General features: G+C 65.0%; 13 protein-coding genes and 1 pseudogene. 7 read left to right on the top strand and 7 right to left on the bottom strand.

Features of this window, described 5'->3' with window-relative positions; genetic code table 11:
• Positions 1-227: 227 nt before the first annotated feature.
• The 5 genes and pseudogenes from F8237_RS18730 to F8237_RS18710 all read left to right on the top strand — a co-directional run bounded on the left by F8237_RS18730 (position 228) and on the right by F8237_RS18710 (position 4,291).
• Positions 228-929 (top strand): response regulator transcription factor, encoded by a 702-nt coding sequence (locus F8237_RS18730; RefSeq protein ID WP_008542552.1) that lies wholly within the window; start codon positions 228-230, stop codon positions 927-929.
• A gap of 174 nt (positions 930-1,103) precedes the next feature.
• Positions 1,104-2,906: a sensor histidine kinase gene (locus F8237_RS18725; protein ID WP_162006114.1), complete on the top strand. Its 1,803-nt coding sequence runs from the start codon at positions 1,104-1,106 to the stop codon at positions 2,904-2,906.
• Positions 2,903-3,385: pseudogene (locus tag F8237_RS18720) on the top strand (HPr kinase/phosphorylase). Before F8237_RS18725 ends, F8237_RS18720 begins: the two are co-directional and overlap by 4 nt.
• Before the next feature lie 190 nt (positions 3,386-3,575).
• Positions 3,576-3,977 (top strand): PTS sugar transporter subunit IIA, encoded by a 402-nt coding sequence (locus F8237_RS18715; protein ID WP_011090868.1) that lies wholly within the window; start codon positions 3,576-3,578, stop codon positions 3,975-3,977.
• Positions 3,974-4,291: an HPr family phosphocarrier protein gene (locus F8237_RS18710; RefSeq protein ID WP_151646787.1), complete on the top strand. Its 318-nt coding sequence runs from the start codon at positions 3,974-3,976 to the stop codon at positions 4,289-4,291. Before F8237_RS18715 ends, F8237_RS18710 begins: the two co-directional genes overlap by 4 nt.
• Positions 4,292-4,407: 116 nt before the next feature.
• On the opposite strand, the gene F8237_RS18705 is transcribed toward F8237_RS18710, so the two are convergent.
• Complete coding sequence (locus F8237_RS18705; RefSeq protein WP_151646785.1) at positions 4,408-6,033, bottom strand: glycosyltransferase family 39 protein; 1,626 nt, start codon at positions 6,031-6,033, stop codon at positions 4,408-4,410.
• Between the two features lie 114 nt (positions 6,034-6,147).
• On the opposite strand from F8237_RS18705, the gene lepA reads away from it, so the two are divergent.
• On the top strand, positions 6,148-7,959 hold the full coding sequence (gene lepA / locus F8237_RS18700; protein WP_151646783.1) for a translation elongation factor 4: 1,812 nt from the start codon (positions 6,148-6,150) through the stop codon (positions 7,957-7,959).
• Between the two features lie 233 nt (positions 7,960-8,192).
• Here the strand turns inward: lepA and F8237_RS18695 are convergent, their stop codons facing one another.
• From F8237_RS18695 to F8237_RS18685, 3 genes are all read right to left on the bottom strand, one after another.
• Entirely contained in the window at positions 8,193-8,606 is a 414-nt protein-coding gene (locus tag F8237_RS18695; RefSeq protein ID WP_151650600.1) for an SRPBCC family protein, read from the bottom strand.
• Between the two features lie 205 nt (positions 8,607-8,811).
• Positions 8,812-10,074: a serine hydrolase domain-containing protein gene (locus F8237_RS18690; RefSeq protein ID WP_162006113.1), complete on the bottom strand. Its 1,263-nt coding sequence runs from the start codon at positions 10,072-10,074 to the stop codon at positions 8,812-8,814.
• Positions 10,075-10,210: 136 nt separating this feature from the next.
• A complete protein-coding gene (locus tag F8237_RS18685) occupies positions 10,211-10,660 on the bottom strand; it encodes a GNAT family N-acetyltransferase (protein WP_151646781.1) in 450 nt (149 codons plus the stop codon).
• 160 nt (positions 10,661-10,820) lie between these two features.
• Between F8237_RS18685 and F8237_RS18680 the strand changes: the two genes are divergently transcribed.
• Positions 10,821-12,041, top strand: a complete 1,221-nt coding sequence (locus tag F8237_RS18680; RefSeq protein WP_151646779.1) for an MFS transporter — start codon at positions 10,821-10,823, stop codon at positions 12,039-12,041.
• 31 nt (positions 12,042-12,072) lie between these two features.
• Here the strand turns inward: F8237_RS18680 and F8237_RS18675 are convergent, their stop codons facing one another.
• From F8237_RS18675 to F8237_RS18665, 3 genes are read right to left on the bottom strand one after another with little or no spacing between them, the layout of a single operon-like run.
• The gene (locus F8237_RS18675; RefSeq protein ID WP_151646777.1) at positions 12,073-12,384 is read right to left on the bottom strand and encodes a DUF3240 family protein; all 312 of its coding nucleotides are present in this window, start codon (positions 12,382-12,384) and stop codon (positions 12,073-12,075) included.
• On the bottom strand, positions 12,381-15,455 hold the full coding sequence (locus tag F8237_RS18670) for an efflux RND transporter permease subunit (RefSeq protein ID WP_151646775.1): 3,075 nt from the start codon (positions 15,453-15,455) through the stop codon (positions 12,381-12,383). Before F8237_RS18670 ends, F8237_RS18675 begins: the two co-directional genes overlap by 4 nt.
• A complete protein-coding gene (locus F8237_RS18665) occupies positions 15,455-16,552 on the bottom strand; it encodes an efflux RND transporter periplasmic adaptor subunit (RefSeq protein ID WP_162006112.1) in 1,098 nt (365 codons plus the stop codon). The genes F8237_RS18670 and F8237_RS18665 overlap by 1 nt, the downstream gene beginning before the upstream one ends.
• Between the last annotated feature and the right edge of the window lie 260 nt (positions 16,553-16,812).

Here is a 16,812-nt window from a genome sequence, read left to right as displayed (position 1 = left end):
TCGGGTGGTTGCAAGGAGGGCCTTTTTTCGGGTAAACGAGGGCCCGGTTATGGGTCGACATGCGGCGAATCTGCCGTGTTTCGTGGAACTTGGTCACACTTCAGCCCAGCTTGCATTGCTCGGTGACAAGGTTCGAACGCCAAATTCGGCACCCATGTATGCGGCGCATCAGTGGATTGCTCGCCGTTTAAGCCACGACCCAAACGGAAAGCAGAAAGCAGAGGCTCATGCCCACAATCGCTTTGGTCGACGACGACCGCAACATTCTCACATCCGTCTCGATCGCGCTGGAGGCCGAAGGCTACCGCATCATGACCTACACGGACGGCGCCTCCGCGCTTGACGGTTTCCGTACCACTCAACCCGATCTCGCCATCCTCGACATCAAGATGCCGCGCATGGACGGCATGGAGACGCTGCGTCGTCTCAGGCAGAAGTCCGACCTGCCGGTGATCTTCCTGACCTCCAAGGACGAAGAGATCGACGAGCTGTTCGGCCTCAAGATGGGCGCCGACGACTTCATCCGCAAACCGTTCTCGCAGCGTCTGCTGGTCGAGCGCGTCAAGGCCGTGCTGCGCCGCTCGGCGCCGAAGGACCCGACCGTCGCTCCGAAGGAGAACGACGCCAAGGCGCTCGACCGCGGCCTGCTGCGGATGGATCCGGAACGCCATACCTGCACCTGGAAGAACGAGCCGGTGACGCTGACCGTCACCGAATTCCTGATCCTCCAGGCGCTGGCGACCCGGCCCGGCGTGGTCAAGAGCCGCAACGCGCTGATGGACGCCGCCTATGACGACCAAGTCTATGTCGACGACCGCACCATCGACAGCCACATCAAGCGGCTGCGCAAGAAGTTCAAGGTGGTCGACAACGAGTTCGAGATGATCGAGACGCTGTACGGCGTCGGCTACCGCTTCAAGGAAGCCTGAGCCTCACGCGCCTTCACCAAAGACCGAGAGTATCGCCGGTTCTGATTCCATCGGGACCGGGATAGCTCGATAGTTTGAGCATGATCTTTTCGGAAAACCGCTGCACACTTTTCCGGATCATGCTCTAGGATGCGGGGACCCTTCACACGAGAAGTCCTAACGCGGGCGTGAGCATTGCTTGACCGAACGCAGCCTGACGAGAACCAGAGCGCCGGGGATGTCGCATCCGACGGCGGTCTGGAGCACGTCGCCGAGGACAGGCCGGCCGCGCAGGGCTGGCGACCGCTGAACTGGCTGAAGCGCGCCGGACAGTTCTTCTTCGCGCTGTCCTTCTCGAGCCTGACCCGCCGCATCGTCTCGCTCAACCTTGCCGGTCTCGTCGCGCTGGTCGCGAGCATCCTCTACCTGTCGCAGTTCCGCGCCGGCCTGATCGACGCGCGCGCGCAGAGCCTGCTGGTGCAGGCCGAAATCATCGCCGGCGCGATTGCGGCGTCCGCGACCGTCCAGACCAACACCATCACCATCGATCCCGATCGGCTGCTCGACCTCAAGCCGGGCGAGACCTATGGCGGACCGGACGAGTATTCGCCGCTGGACTTTCCGATCAATCCGGAACGCGTGGCGCCCGTGCTGCGCACGCTGATCTCCCCGACCAAGACGCGCGCCCGCATCTACGATCCGAACGGCAGCCTGCTGCTCGACAGCCGCAATCTCGAAAACGTGCTGCGCCTCAACCTGCCGCCGCCGGCCGACAAGCCCGGCTTCGTCGAGCGCGGCATGGTCGCGGTGCGCACATGGCTGAACCGCGGCGACCTGCCGCTCTATCGCGAGCTCGGGCCCGAGAACGGCAACGGCTATGCGGAAGTCAGTGACGCGCTCCAGGGCCAGAAGCGCTCGATGGTGCGGGTCAATGCGCGCGGCGAGGTAATCGTCTCGGTCGCGGTCCCCGTGCTGCGCTCGCGCGCCATCCACGGCGCGCTGATGCTGTCCACCCAGGGCGACGACATCGACCAGATGGTCACCGCCGAGCGCCTCGCCATCCTGAAGGTCGGCGGCGTCGCTGCCGCGGTCATGATCATGCTGTCGCTGCTGCTCGCCAGCACGATCGCAGGACCGGTGCGCCGGCTTGCCGACAGCGCCGAGAGCGTTCGCCGCCGCATCAAGGCCCGCATCGAGATTCCCGACTTCACCCGCCGCCGCGACGAGATCGGACATCTTTCCGGCGCGCTGCGCGACATGACCAGCGCGCTCTACAGCCGGATCGAAGCCATCGAAATGTTCGCCGCCGACGTCGCGCACGAACTGAAGAATCCGCTGACCTCGCTGCGTTCCGCGGTCGAGACGCTGCCGCTGGCGCGCAACGAGAACAGCCGCGCCCGCCTGCTCGAGGTGATCGAGCACGACGTCAAGCGGCTGGACCGGCTGATTTCGGACATCTCCGACGCCAGCCGCCTCGACGCCGAATTGCAGCGCCAGGATGCGGTCCCGGTCGACCTGCGCCGCCTGCTGACGACACTCGTGTCCGTCGCCAACGAGACCAAGCTCGGCCATGACGTCGCGGTCGAGACCCGCTTCGAGGGCCGCAGCCCAACCGACGCCTTCGCCGTGACCGGCCATGATTCGCGGCTCGGGCAGGTGGTTTCCAACCTGATCTCCAACGCGCAATCCTTCTCGGAAGCAGGCAGCAAGGTGCGCCTCACCTGCCGCCGCGTCCGCTCCGAGATCGAGATCGTGGTCGACGACGATGGCCCCGGCATCCGCGACGACGCGCTGGAGCGCATCTTCGAGCGCTTCTACACCGACCGTCCGCATCAAGGCTTCGGCCAGAACTCCGGCCTCGGCCTGTCGATTTCCAAGCAGATCGTCGATGCCCATGGCGGACGCATCTGGGCCGAGAACCGTGCGGGCCCGCTGGACGCGGACGGCGCGCCGACGGTTGCCGGCGCGCGCTTCGTGGTGAGGCTGCCGGCGCTATGAGCCAAGGGAGCTCGAGCGACGGCGGCCCCAGCGTTCACGCCTCCGCGGTCAAGGTGGGGCCTCTGGCCGTGCTGATCCGCGGACCCTCGGGCTCCGGAAAGTCGCGCCTTGCCTTCGATTTGATCATGGCGGGGCGCGCCGGCATGGTCGAAACGGCCGTTCTGGTCGGGGACGACCGTGTCCATCTGGCGACAGTCGGCCATGAAATTGAGGTCCGGCCCGCGCCGAGACTGGCCGGCCTGATCGAGGTCCGGGGACTGGGGATCCGCCGCTGCGACTTCGTGGAGCATGCGACCGTAGGCCTCGTGGTCGATCTGGACGCTGCGGAGGCGGAACGCCTGCCCGCGGCAGAATCGCTCAAAACAAGCATTTCCGGTGTCGAAATACCCCGAATCCCGGTCGGGCGCGGCTATTCGCCCCTCCCTTTGGTTGTTGCGGTCTTGACCACTACCAAGAGTTAACCTTCCACTAACCCTTGAGGCGATTGTTTGAAGGGAAATGGTAACCATATCAGCCCCACTATCGCGACCGAATAGACCGACGCAGCTCCCCTTATCCATCCGTCTAGATTCAGGGAGATACGCAACATCCCCCCTTGCGCGGGGGCTCTGGATGGTCAAAGTGGCGCGTTCGTGCGGTGCACCAAAAGCGCCCGCGAGGAGTTTTCCGATGATTGGTCTAGTACTTGTGACCCACGGGCGCCTTGCCGACGAGTTCAAGGCAGCGCTTGAGCATGTCATGGGCCCACAAAAGCAAATCGAAGCGATCACGATCGGCGCCGAAGATGATTCCGATCTCTGTCGAAGCGACATCATCGAGGCGGTTAACCGCGTCGATTCCGGCGATGGGGTTGCGATCCTCACCGACATGTTCGGCGGCACGCCGTCCAACCTGGCGATATCCTGCATGAGCCGGCCGAAGGTCGAAGTCCTCGCGGGCATCAACCTTCCCATGCTGGTGAAGCTCGCCAAGGTGCGCGAAGAGCGTGCGCTGCCTGACGCGATCGCGATGGCCCAGGAAGCGGGCCGCAAATACGTCACCATCGCCAGCCGCGTGCTCGCCGGCAAATGAGCGACGACGCGTCGCAAGCCGGGTCGGGCGTGCCCGCGGGCGCGATCTCCAAGGACCTCCTGATCATCAACAAGCGCGGCCTGCATGCGCGTGCCTCGGCGAAGTTCGTCCAGGCGGTCGAGCGCTTCAACGCGCAGGTGTGGGTGACACGCGGCGGCGAGACCGTCGGCGGCACCTCGATCATGGGCCTGATGATGCTCGCGGCCGGACCGGGCACGACGATCACGGTGGCCGCGGCCGGCGCCGAAGCGGATGCCGCGCTCGCGGCGATCACGGAGCTCGTTGAAAGCAAGTTCAACGAGGAAGGGATCTGAGCCACACGCTCGGTGCCGTAGGGTGGGCAAAGGCGCAACGCGCCGTGCCCACCATCTTTCGATCATTGTGAGATGTGGTGGGCACGCTTCGCTTTGCCCACCCTACGAGACCTCAATCACTTCGCCGGCGGCGCGATGTAGATGTTCCAGCTCATCGACGGGCCGGCCTTGCCGCGAGTGAAGCGGCGCGTGGTCATCACGATGCGCTCGGCGTTCGGCGCGGTCTCCGACACCCATTTCTCGAACGCCGGCAGGCGGCCGTCGGTCGGATCGAACACGCCGATGAAGCCAGATGTCTTGATGTCGTCGCGCGAGATCAGTCCGGAATCCCAGGCTTCGATCGGCACGAATGCGGTGGGATGATCGGGGCTGTAGAACACCATCGGCTGGATCGACTCCATGGTGCCCGCGACGATCGTCCAGCGCGAGGCGAAGCGCGCGTGCCAGGCCTGCGTCAGCTCGCGTGCGAGATCCGAGCGTGCGCCGTAGGTCGCGGTGTTGCCGGCATTGGCGGCCATCTCGCGCGCGGCGATCCAGGGCGAGGCCATGAGCGTCGCGACGCTGAGCACGAGCCAGATTGCGACGATGTTGACCAGCACTGCGCGCTGCACCCGCAGCGCGGGGATCGCGACCAGCGCGAGCGGCACCAGGAAGAACAGCGAGATGCCCCAATCGGTCTTCATGTAGATGCTGAAGACCAGCGCGCCGAGCGGCGGGCCGACCGCGACGATGATCTGGATGATCCAGACGTTCAGCGCCTGCGAGAGATCGACGCCCGCATTGGCGCCGCGCGCCCAGGCCCTGGTGACGATACGCGAGGGCGCGCGCAGCAGCAGCGTGAACCAATGCGGCACCAGCGCCATGGCCAGCGCGGCGAGCGCCACCGGCAAGGCCAGCAGCGCAACATTATGCAGGAAGTAGCCGGCGACGAGCTGATGCACGAGGCTGCTGTCCTCGAGGCTGTAGGTGTCGCCGGCATAGGTCAGCGGCACGAAATGCGCGTCCGCGAGCCAGACGATGTGCGGGATCATCGCGACCGCCATGGTCGCGATCGCGACCCACGGGGCCGGCGACAACAGGAATCTCATCCGCTCCGGATGGATCAGCGCCGCAAGACCGATGGCGCCGATCATGGTCAGCACCCAGTATTTCGTCATCAGCGCCAGCGCGCCGGCGAGCCCGAACCAGATGCCGGACTGCCAGCTCCGCTTCTCGAAGGCATTGAGATAGGCGAGCACCAGAAGCGGCAGCGTGACGAGCTGCAGCAGGTCCGGGTTGTACTTGAAGCCCTTGAAGTTGAAGATCGGGTAGAGCGCGAGCATCACCACGACCAGGAATGCGCGCCGCGCGTCCACGACGCGCAAGCTCAGCAGCCAGCAGATCACCATGCCGACACCGACGGTCGCCATCGCCAGCGCATAGGTCGCCCAGTCGGTCGCCGGGAACACGGTGAACCAGAGGCCGGCGACCCAGCCCGACAGCGGCGGGTGCTTGCCGTAGCCGAGCAGGAATTTCTGGCCCCAGCCATAGGCTTCCGCGACGTCCATGTGAACGTCCTGCGCCGCCTTGAGATTGATCAGGATGAAGGTCCAGAGCACCGCATGCAGGATCGCGAGCTGAATCACCAGCCACAGGCGCGTCTCCGGCCCCGTCGCGCTGGCAACCAGCCAGGCCCGGAAGCGGCCAAAGCTGATCCGGGTCCTGGTACGCGCCCTGGCGGTGGGAAGAGAGGTGGTCAACATGGGCCGTTGCGTAGCGCGTTTTGGGCCGTCGTGGAATCAGCTTGCCGTGAAGAAAGACCCTGAAAATACAGCAATATGGTTGCCGCACGGGGGTGTGAGTGGTATCCCGCGCCCATGACGACCGTCCCGATTTCGAACATCCGCAATTTCTCCATCGTCGCTCATATCGACCATGGCAAATCGACGCTGGCCGACCGCCTGATCCAGATGACGGGCGGCCTCTCCGACCGCGAGATGGCGGGCAAGGAGCAGGTGCTCGATTCCATGGACATCGAGCGCGAGCGCGGCATCACCATCAAGGCGCAGACGGTGCGCCTCGCCTACCGCGCCAAGGATGGCAAGGACTACATCTTCAACCTGATGGACACGCCCGGCCACGTCGACTTCGCCTACGAAGTCTCGCGGTCGCTGGCGGCCTGCGAGGGTTCTCTGCTGGTGGTCGACGCCAGCCAGGGCGTCGAGGCGCAGACACTGGCCAACGTCTACCAGGCGCTCGACAACAATCACGAGATCGTTCCGGTCCTGAACAAGGTCGACCTTCCCGCCGCCGAGCCCGAGAAGGTCAAGCAGCAGATCGAGGACGTCATCGGCATCGACGCCTCCGACGCGGTGATGATCTCGGCCAAGACCGGCCTCGGCGTTCCCGACGTGCTGGAGGCCATCGTCACCCGCCTGCCGCCGCCGAAGGGCGACCGCGACGCGACGCTGAAGGCGCTGCTGGTCGACAGCTGGTACGACGTCTATCTCGGCGTCGTCGTGCTGATCCGCGTCGTCGACGGCGTCATGAAGAAGGGCAGCCGCGTCCGCATGATGGGCACCGGTGCGGCCTATGACGTCGAGCGCGTCGGCTTCTTCACGCCGAAGATGACGCAGGTCGACGAGCTCGGTCCCGGCGAGATCGGCTTCATCACCGCCGCGATCAAGGAAGTGGCCGACACCCGCGTCGGCGACACCATCACCGACGACAGGAAGCCTGTCACCGAGATGCTGCCGGGCTTCAAGCCGGCGATCCCCGTGGTGTTCTGCGGCCTGTTCCCGGTCGATGCCGACGACTTCGAGACGCTGCGCGCCGCGATGGGCAAGCTGCGGCTGAACGACGCCAGCTTCTCGTTCGAGATGGAAACCTCGGCCGCACTCGGCTTCGGCTTCCGCTGCGGCTTCCTCGGGCTGCTGCACCTGGAGATCATCCAGGAGCGGCTGTCGCGCGAGTTCGACCTCAACCTGATCGCGACCGCGCCGAGCGTCATCTACAAGATGAAGCTCAACGACGGCTCCGAGATCGAGATCCACAATCCCATCGACATGCCCGACGTGGTCAAGATCGCGGAGATCCAGGAGCCCTGGATCGAGGCCACGATCCTCACCCCCGACGAATATCTCGGCAGCGTGCTGAAACTGTGCCAGGACCGCCGCGGCTCGCAGAAGGAGCTGACCTATGTCGGCTCGCGCGCGATGGTGAAATACGACCTGCCGCTCAACGAAGTCGTGTTCGACTTCTACGACCGCCTGAAGTCCGTCTCCAAGGGCTACGCCTCGTTCGACTATCATCTCACCGACTACAAGCCGGCCGATCTGGTCAAGATGCAGATCCTGGTCAACAACGAACCGGTCGATGCGCTCTCGATGCTGGTGCATCGCACCCGCGCCGAAGGCCGCGGCCGCGCCATGGTCGAGAAGATGAAGGACCTGATCCCGCCGCACATGTTCCAGATCCCGATCCAGGCGGCGATCGGCGGCAAGGTGATCGCGCGCGAAACCGTCCGCGCGCTGCGCAAGGACGTCACCGCCAAGTGCTACGGCGGCGACATCACGCGTAAACGAAAACTTCTGGAGAAGCAGAAGGAAGGCAAGAAGAAGATGCGGCAGTTCGGCAAGGTCGACATCCCGCAGGAAGCTTTCATTGCCGCGCTGAAGGTGGACAGCTGAGGCTGCCGCCTGGACCAGTCTTCACGTAACGAGACTGGTCAGGCCCGGCTATCCGGGGCCGGCAAACAAGAACGCGAAAACAACCCCATGCACAGTAGCCGCCTCCCTGGCGGCATTGCGAATTTTCGATTTTACGAAATCCGGTTGACCCGTCGGGCAAAACAGGGGTATGGTGGCATAGTTGCAGGGTGTGTGATGCAACCACCCGTCATTCCCTTCGACCGTTTGATCGATCACGACGTTTGCTTCGCCTCGACGTAGCGCGCGAAGCTGTCGAGGATCGCCTGCCAGCCGGCTTGCTGCTGCTCGACCGAATGCGTCGTCTCGCCATCGAAGACGACGCGGACGACAATGCCATTCGGACCAGGCACGAACTCCACCTCGGCCTTGCGATCGCCGAACGCGTATTCGATCCGCCGGTGTTCGACGATCTTCGTGTAGGTGCCGGCGAAGTCGAAACCCATGCTGCCGTCCTTGGCCTCCATCCGGGACGAGAAGACGCCGCCTTCCCGCAGGTCAACGGTGGCCTTGGTCGTATGCCAGTCGTCGGACGCGGCATTCCACTTCACGATGTCGGCAGGCGTCGTATAGGCATCCCATACCCGATCGATCGGGGCTGCTACGCTGGTTTCGACGGTGATCCTCATGCATTGCTCCAGTTCGTTTGACAGTCGCGGTGACAACATCACTTCAGATGTGCCGGATTCATCCACGGCACCTCCGGGAGTGTCCATCCAAGGACGGTCGAGACCCGTCCGCGCCGACATGGTCGCGTCGTCGATATCTCAAAAATTGCCGGTGGAGCAGCTCCTGACCATCCACCGACTGCCGCGAACAACTCGGCCGCCGCGGTCAATGCCCGAGCTGCTGGAGAACGGCGGACCACAGCGCAAGCGGCTCCCTGAGGGCTCCGGGCTCCGACGGCTTCTGGCGAACGGCGGTGTGCACCATGACGAGCTTCGAGGCCGGATCGACCAGGATGACCTGACCGCGGATGCCGAGCAGGGCAAATCTGCGCTGCTCGCCGGGGAGGAGCCACACCTGATAGCCGTAGCCGAAATAGGGGGTGGCCACGCGCGGAGCGAGATGACCGTCGCCTGGCCTGACGGTGGTGGCATCCAGCAGCCACTGCCGGGGAATCAACTGACGGCCTTCCCAGACGCCGTCATTTGCGAGCAGCCGGGCCAGGCGCGCATAGTCACGCAAGGTTGCGTTGAAGCAGCAGAAGGCGATCTCCTGCCCGCTCCCATCGATCGCCCATGACGCATCCGCTTCCGTGCCGATGGCATCCCAGATCCGGTCGTGGAGATAGTCGGCAACGGGAGTGCCGGTAGCGGAGCGCAGGACCAGGCCCAGGATCTCGGTTTCCACGCTTGCATAGTGCCATTTGGTCCCCGGCGGTGAGGTGCGGGTATTGAATTGCGCGACGACGGCGGCGGGGTCTTTCGTCTCTTCGACGAACAGGGCTCTTCCAAGCCGGGCGATGTCATCATGCCCGTCATATTCTTCCGAGAATTCGACGCCTGACGACATGTTCAACAGGGCCCGGATGGATGTGTTTCCATATTCCGTTCCGGCAAGGCGAGGGACGTAGGTCGAGACGAGGTCGTCGATCGACTTGATGCGTCCCTCCGAGACCGCAATCCCAACCAGCATGGCGACCAGCGTCTTGGCCATGGACTGCGACAGAAAGCGGTCGTGATCGGTCCGCGAATATTGATAGTGCTCGTACAGGATGGTGTCGTCCCTGGCGATCAGCAGTCCCGTCACCGGGTTACGCTTCAGGTAGTCCGCGATGCTCAGCCGTTCCGTGCCGAAACTGTAGGTGATCGACGGCTCCGGCGCGCGCTTGAATTGCCAGGGTGCCGCCGCGCGACCGATCTGGCGCGAGGGATAGATCTCGCCGAAATGGCTGTAGACCCCGACGAGCTTGTCAAGCTGGGTGGCGGTCCCCCGCGTGCCGACGGGATAGCCCTCGGCCGCACCATAGATATCAGCGTCGGGGCCGCTATCCGAAAACACCGGCCCCGGCTCGCCGGGAGAGCTTCGGACGTCCTGCGCAGATGCCAAAGGCGACCAGACCGCGGAGGCGAGAATGATAGGCAGGACAAGCATGCGGAAAACGTGCGGCCTGCGGAGCGCTCCCGGAGTCATCGTATCTGCCTCCCTCACACGTCCTTGCTTACGCGTGCGCTGATGAGAGCGATGCTATCATTCCGGATGGACGGTGTCAGCATGTGGCCCGTGGCCGTCATGGGCGGCGCACCTCGAAGTAGGTTTTGCTTCCACGATCAAAGCCCGCTCCCTCATAGAAGTGGAGAGTGCTCTGCTGCTTTGAGCCCGTTGCCAATAGAACCTTGTAGCAGTCGGCCTGCCAACCAATCTCCAGCGCATGGGCAAGCACTCGTCGACCGAGCCCCACGCGGCGGTAATCGGCATGGGTAACAACATTCTCGATCACACCGTATGATCTGCCGCCGCGAGACAAGTTGGGCACGATCGCAAGCGTGCAGGAAGCAACCAGCAGCTCCGCTGCTTGCGCTACGATCACGGTCATGAAGCCGGATGCAAGTAATCTCGACCAGACGCGCTCGGCATCAGCCGCCTCGAGCTGAGGATCGTGCGGATGAAGATGCCGGTAGAGTTTCAGCACCTCGAGCAGATCATGTTCTATGGCAGTGCGGATAATGGCTTCGGTCATCTACTGACATCAAGGGTCGTGGTTCGCTGGCGATATTATCAGAAACCAGCAATTGTTGTCGCGAGGCGACGTGCAATGCACCGCGGACTTGCCCTCCACCGCCGGATACGCCACCATCCCCGCGCGCACCACCAACAAAACCAAAAGCGCGAGGAAACGCATGAGCAAGCCGTCAGGCTTCAACTATGGCTGGGTCGTGGTCGCCGCGGGGGCGCTGATGACCTGTGTCGGGTTCGGCACGATGCTGTCGCTCGCGGTGTTCCTGCAGCCGATCTCGGAGGCGATGGGATGGTCGCGCGCCGGCGTGTCGGCGGCGGCGACGATCGATTTCCTCTGCATGGGCGTGGCCGCGTTCCTGTGGGGCACGCTGTCCGACCGGTTTGGCACCCGCATGGTGGTGCTTGCCGGAAGCCTGCTGCTGGGGCTTGGCCTCGTGACTGCGAGCCAGGCGACCAGCCTTTGGCAGTTCCAGCTCTGCTTCGGCGTGCTGATCGGTGTTGCCGCCGGCAGCTTCTACGCGCCGATGATGGCGCTCGCGAGCGCCTGGATCGACAAGAACCGCAGCCTCGCGGTGGCACTGGTCTCGGCCGGCATGGGCGTGTCGCCGGTGACGATCGCGCCGACCGCGAGCTGGCTGATCACGGCCTATGACTGGCGCACCGCGATGCTGGTGATCGGCTGTGCTGCGTGGGCGCTGCTGATCCCCGCCTGCTTCCTGGTGCGGCCGGCGCCGGCCGCGACAGGGCCTGCCAGCGCGGATGCGGCGCCAGGGATGGAGCTGACCGCGGCGCAGGCGCTGCGGACGCCTCAATTCATCGCGCTCGCGGCGGCGCACTTCGCCTGCTGCGCCGCGCATTCCGGCCCGATCTTCCACATGGTGTCCTATGCGATGGTCTGCGGCATCGCACCACTTACGGCGGTGACGGTCTACAGCGTTGCCGGCGTGTCCGGGCTCGGCGGGCGCCTGCTGCTGGGCGCGGCGGCCGATCGCATCGGCGCAAAGCCGGTGCTGGTCGGCGGCCTGTTCGTGCAGGCGATCTGCATCGCGACCTATCTTGCGGTGGCGCAGCTCGGCGAGTTCTACGCGCTGTCAGTCGTGTTCGGCCTCGCCTATGGCGGGGTGATGCCGCTCTATGCGGTGCTGGTCCGCGAATTCTTCGGCGCGCGTATCATGGGCACGGTGTTCGGCGCGGTGTCGGCCTTTGCCAGCCTTGGCATGGCAATCGGACCGTGGGCCGGCGGGCTCGTGTTCGACAATTTCCAGCGCTACACTTGGCTGCACGTCGGCTCCTTCGCGATCGGGCTCGCCGCCGTCGCAGTGGCGCTGAGCTTCCCGACCAACCGAAGGCCAACGCTCGACCTCGGCCGCGCCTCGGCCTGAACCTGCAAGCGGCGCGTGCACCGCCAGCCCATCAATCGATGATGCCGAAGTCCTCAACCGGCATCACCCAATAGACGAGGTTGGTCCCGGCAAACGAGACCTTGAGCCGCTCCAGCAGGCGCTCGGCAGCAGCGTTTGGCAGGACGATCCGGACGAGAACCTGGTCGGCATGCCCCTTGACGCGTTCCTCCGGGCTCTGCAGCCTGACGTTGGCGCCGTGTCCCGCTGCGTCAGAGGCCGTGAAACCCGGCACCAGATCGGCCTGCTCGCTGAGATAGTCGAACAGTTCGTCTCGAAGCTGGCGCGCGGCGATCAGGGTGAGGCAGACCGTTTCGCTGGTCATTTGGCCGCCTTGGCAGCGCCGCCGAACCGGCGATACAGGATCGGCAGCAGGATCAGGGTCAGTAGCGTCGAGGACAACAGGCCCCCGATCACCACGATGGCGAGGGGGCGCTGGATCTCCGATCCCGGCCCCGTAGCAAACAGCAGCGGGATCAGTCCGAGCGCGGTGATGCTCGCGGTCATCAGCACCGGCCGCAGCCGCCGCCTGGCGCCGTCGATGACGATGCGCTCCTCGGCCAGACCATGCGCGCGCAACTGGTTGAAATACGAGACCAGCACGACGCCGTTCAGGACCGCGATGCCGAGCAGCGCGATGAAGCCGACGGACGCCGGCACCGACAGATATTCACCGGTCGACACCAGCGCAAAGACGCCGCCGATCAGCGCAAAGGGGATGTTCACGAGCACCAGCAAGGCGTGGCGCACGGAGCCGAAGGTGGTGAACAGCAGCACGAAGATGAGGCCGATCGCGACGGGCACCACGATCGACAGGCGCGCGGCCGCGCGCTGCTGGTTCTCGAACTGTCCGCCCCAGGTGAGCCGATAGCCCTTCGGCAGAGGGAGCTCGGCGGTGACCTTCTGCTGGGCCGCCTGCACGAAGCCGACCATGTCGCGGCCACGGACGTTGGCGCGGACGACGCTCATCCGGTTGCCGTTCTCGCGGTCGATCTTGACGGGGCCATCGACCCGCTGGATGCGGGCGACCTGCGACAGCGCAACATGCTGCCCGGACGCCAGCGTCAGCGGCAGGCTCGCGAGCAGCGTCGGCGCTTCCCGCGTCGTCTCGCTGCCGCGGACCAGGATCGGCGTGCGGCGGCCGTCCTCCAGCGCCGTCCCGATGATTCGCCCCTCGATCTGGGTGCGAAGCGCGTTGGAGATGGCATCCACGGTCAGCCCGAGGCGGCCGGCTTCCATCCGGTTCACGGCGACCGTGTAGTATTGGGCGCCCTCGTTGATGGTCGTGTAGACGTCTTCCGCGCCGTCGACACTCGACAGGATCGAGGAGAGCTTCGTCGCGATGTCGTTGAGCTGGCCGATGTCGGTGCCGAAGATCTTGACCGCGACGTCGCCGCGCACGCCGCTGATCATCTCCTGCACGCGCATGTCGATCGGCTGGGTGAAGCTGAGCGACAGGCCCGGGAAATCCGCCAGCACATCGCGCAGGACCTGCAGGAGCTCCGTCCGGTCCCGGGTCTTCCTCTCGTCCACGGGCTTGAGCACCAGAAACGTATCGGTCTGGTTGGGCCCCATGGGATCAAGACCAAGCTCGTCCGAGCCGGTCCGGGCGACGATGCCGGCCACGTCGGGCACTTTCATGAGGGCCGATTGCAGCCTGGCATTGATGGCCATGGATTCATCGAGATTGACGGACGGAAGTGTCTCCACGCTGACGATGACGTCGCCTTCATCCATGGTCGGCATGAAGGTCTTGCCGAGCTGCGTGTAGGCGTAGCCCGCCGCGACGAGCCCCAGTAGCGCGACGATGACGACCTTGCGTTCGTTCTTCAGGGCCCAGTCCAGCGCCGGCGCATAGACACGCTGCGCGAGGCGGATCAGCAGCGGATCGCCATGGCTTGCGGATTTGAGCAGGAAGGAGGTTGCGACCGGAACGACGGTGAGAGCAAGCAGCAGCGAGCCGGCGAGCGCGAAGATGATGGCGAGCGCGACGGGAATGAAGAGCTTGCCCTCGAGCCCCTGCAGCGTCAGCAAGGGCACGAACACGATGATGATGATCAGCACGCCGGAGGCGACCGGCTGCAGCACCTCGCAGACCGACCGAAATATGATATGGATCAGCGGCGGGCCCTTTCCGGGCTCGTGCTTGCCGAGATTGCCGACGATGTTCTCGACGACGACGACCAGCGCGTCGATCAGCATGCCGATCGCGATCGCGAGGCCACCGAGGCTCATCAAATTGGCGGACATGCCGACCGCGCGCATGGCGAGAAGCGCAATGACGATGGCCAGCGGCAGGCTGAGCGCGATCACCAACGAGGCGCGCCAATTGCCGAGAAACAGCAGCAGGAGGACCACGACGAGCACGGTGGCTTCGCCAAGAGCCCGTACCACCGTTCCGACGGCGCGTCCGACCAGCCGGCTGCGGTCATAGAACACGTTGATGGAGACGCTCTTCGGCAACGACGGCTGCAATTCATCGAGGCGGGCCCGGACGTCCCGCACGAGCTGGCCGGCATTGGCACCGCGCAGGCCAAGCACGAGGCCTTCCACCGTTTCACCATGGCCGTCGGAGGAGACGGCGCCGTAGCGCGTCAGCGCGCCGACCCTGACGCGCGCCACGTCGTTGACCCGAATCGGAACCCCCTCGCGGGTGTCGATGACGATGGCCCGGATGTCGTCGATGGTCCGAATGCTGCCCTCGATGCGCACCAGCGAGCTATCCTCGCCCTGGTTCACGCGCCCGGCCCCGTCGTTGCGGCTGTTGGCCTCGATGGCCCGCCGGAACAGCTCGGAGGAAATCCCGCGGGCTGCGAGCGCGTCGGCCAGAGGAACGATCTCGAACGCCCGCACATGGCCGCCGAGCGAGTTGACGTCGGCCACACCGGGGACGGTACGCAGCGCGGGGCGGATCACCCAATCGAGCAGGGTTCGCCGCTCGGCCAGCGACAATTCGGCGCTGTCGATGGTGAACATGAACATCTCGCCGAGCGGGCTGGTGATCGGCGCCAGTCCGCCGCTGACGCCTTCCGGAAAATCGCGCGCGATGTTGGACAGGCGCTCGGAGACCTGGTTGCGGGCCCAGTAGATGTCGGTGCCGTCCTCGAAATCGACGGTGATGTCGGCCAGCGCGTATTTGGTGGTGGAGCGGAGAATCTTCTTGTCGGGAAGCCCGAGCAGCTCGAGCTCGATCGGAACGGTAATGCGCTGCTCGACCTCTTCCGGGGTCAGGCCCGGGGCTTTCATGATGATCTTCACCTGGACCGGAGACACGTCCGGAAAGGCGTCGATCGGAAGGCCCGGGAGAAACACCGCGGCGGCGCCGACCAGCAGCAGCACGCCGAGTGCAACGAACAGCCGCTGCGACAGCGCAAATGCGACCAGACGCTGCAGCATTACTGGCCAGCTCCGAGTCGCGACAGAATGCCCCGCAGCGCCGAAATGCCACCGATCGCGATCTCGTCCTTGTCGGTGACCGGACCTGCGACCACGACATGATCCTGGTCCTCGGCGAGCAACGTGACGGGAACGAGACGGAAGCCGCCGGCGATGGCCACAAAAACCGAGGTCTGCTCGCCGCGGCGAACGAGGCCGCTATAGGGAATCTCCCAGGCGCTTTCGCCCGCGGAGAGAAAGCTGATGCGCGCCGTTGCGGTCTGGCCGGGGCGCAGCCCGCCGCCGTCGTTCGGCATCTCCGCGCGAACCAGGATGGTCTGGCTTGCCGCGTCGGTCGTCTCGGACACCAGGATGACACGGCCCGGCGCATCATAACCCTCGATCTCGACCTTCGCGCCGGCCTGGACGGCCCGGATGCTCGACGCGGGAATCGCAATCTCGGCCCATACCGGTGAAAGCCGCGCCAGCTTCACCAGCGGCGCCGCCTGCTCCAGCCGCTGCCCCGGGGAGACCGCGATGTCGACGACGGAAGCCGCCTGCGGGGCGTGGACGGTCAGCGTGGCGATGATCGCGGCGTCGTTGATCAGGCGGGAGATCGCCTCGTCCGACATGCCGCTCAGATGAAGCATTTGCCGCCGCTCGGCGAGCACGATGCCGGCCTGGCGAGCTTCGGTCTGGCTGGCCTCCAGAACGCGCTGTGGCACCGCCTTGCCCTCGAACAGATCGGCATTCCGCCTCAGCTGATTGTTGGCGAGAACCTCCTGCGCGACGGCTTGCAGATAGTCGCGCTGCAGCGAGACGAAGCTCGGGCTCTGCAGGGTTACCAGCGGCTGTCCGGCGATGACCCGATCGCCGCGCGCGACCGCCAGATTGGTGACCATGCCGGCGACCGGCGCACTCACCACCCATAATTGCGGGGTCGGAATCACGATCTGCGCCGGATAGGGCAGTGTCTGATCGGTCCGGCTCGAGATCGGGTGGGTCACGCGGACCCCGAGGTTCTGAGCCTGCACCGCGGTGAGCTTCACCTCGTCATCTGCGATCGCAACGCAAGGCAGACCGGCAAGCGCGAGCGCAAGCAGAATTGGGCCCGGCATCCGCCATCGGCGCCGCGAGCACTTCACCCGATGGAGCGAGAGCATCAGTCCAAACTTCGCATGTGATTTACAGGCTTTAGATAGATCCGGATCGATCCGGGGGTGTTGATCTGCGTCAATGCAGGGTCCTGACGAGGACGTCGGCAAGGCGATCCTTGCCGAAAACCGATAGTCTCAGGCGGGCGAAGCGCCGGCGCACCGTCCCTGCTTGCGGCGAATGACCGCGCTCTCCATGCACCCACTGCATTGAGTCATGCAGA

The organism is Bradyrhizobium betae, from assembly GCF_008932115.1.
Lineage (GTDB): Bacteria > Pseudomonadota > Alphaproteobacteria > Rhizobiales > Xanthobacteraceae > Bradyrhizobium > Bradyrhizobium betae.
The sequence above is the reverse complement of the archived record's forward strand: the minus strand, read 5'-3'. Positions and strand labels throughout refer to the sequence as shown.

Bases quoted from the DNA above. Each gene is read 5' to 3' on its own strand.
- F8237_RS18715 (WP_011090868.1), top strand. From the start codon at position 3,576: ATGATTGGTCTAGTACTTGTGACCCACGGGCGCCTTGCCGACGAGTTC.
- F8237_RS18710 (WP_151646787.1), top strand. From the start codon at position 3,974: ATGAGCGACGACGCGTCGCAAGCCGGGTCGGGCGTGCCCGCGGGCGCG.
- F8237_RS18695 (WP_151650600.1), bottom strand. From the start codon at position 8,606: ATGAGGATCACCGTCGAAACCAGCGTAGCAGCCCCGATCGATCGGGTA.
- F8237_RS18665 (WP_162006112.1), bottom strand. From the start codon at position 16,552: ATGCCGGGCCCAATTCTGCTTGCGCTCGCGCTTGCCGGTCTGCCTTGC.
- F8237_RS18685 (WP_151646781.1), bottom strand. From the start codon at position 10,660: ATGACCGAAGCCATTATCCGCACTGCCATAGAACATGATCTGCTCGAG.
- F8237_RS18670 (WP_151646775.1), bottom strand. From the start codon at position 15,455: ATGCTGCAGCGTCTGGTCGCATTTGCGCTGTCGCAGCGGCTGTTCGTT.
- F8237_RS18680 (WP_151646779.1), top strand. From the start codon at position 10,821: ATGAGCAAGCCGTCAGGCTTCAACTATGGCTGGGTCGTGGTCGCCGCG.
- lepA (WP_151646783.1), top strand. From the start codon at position 6,148: ATGACGACCGTCCCGATTTCGAACATCCGCAATTTCTCCATCGTCGCT.
- F8237_RS18705 (WP_151646785.1), bottom strand. From the start codon at position 6,033: ATGTTGACCACCTCTCTTCCCACCGCCAGGGCGCGTACCAGGACCCGG.
- F8237_RS18675 (WP_151646777.1), bottom strand. From the start codon at position 12,384: ATGACCAGCGAAACGGTCTGCCTCACCCTGATCGCCGCGCGCCAGCTT.
- F8237_RS18730 (WP_008542552.1), top strand. From the start codon at position 228: ATGCCCACAATCGCTTTGGTCGACGACGACCGCAACATTCTCACATCC.
- F8237_RS18690 (WP_162006113.1), bottom strand. From the start codon at position 10,074: ATGCTTGTCCTGCCTATCATTCTCGCCTCCGCGGTCTGGTCGCCTTTG.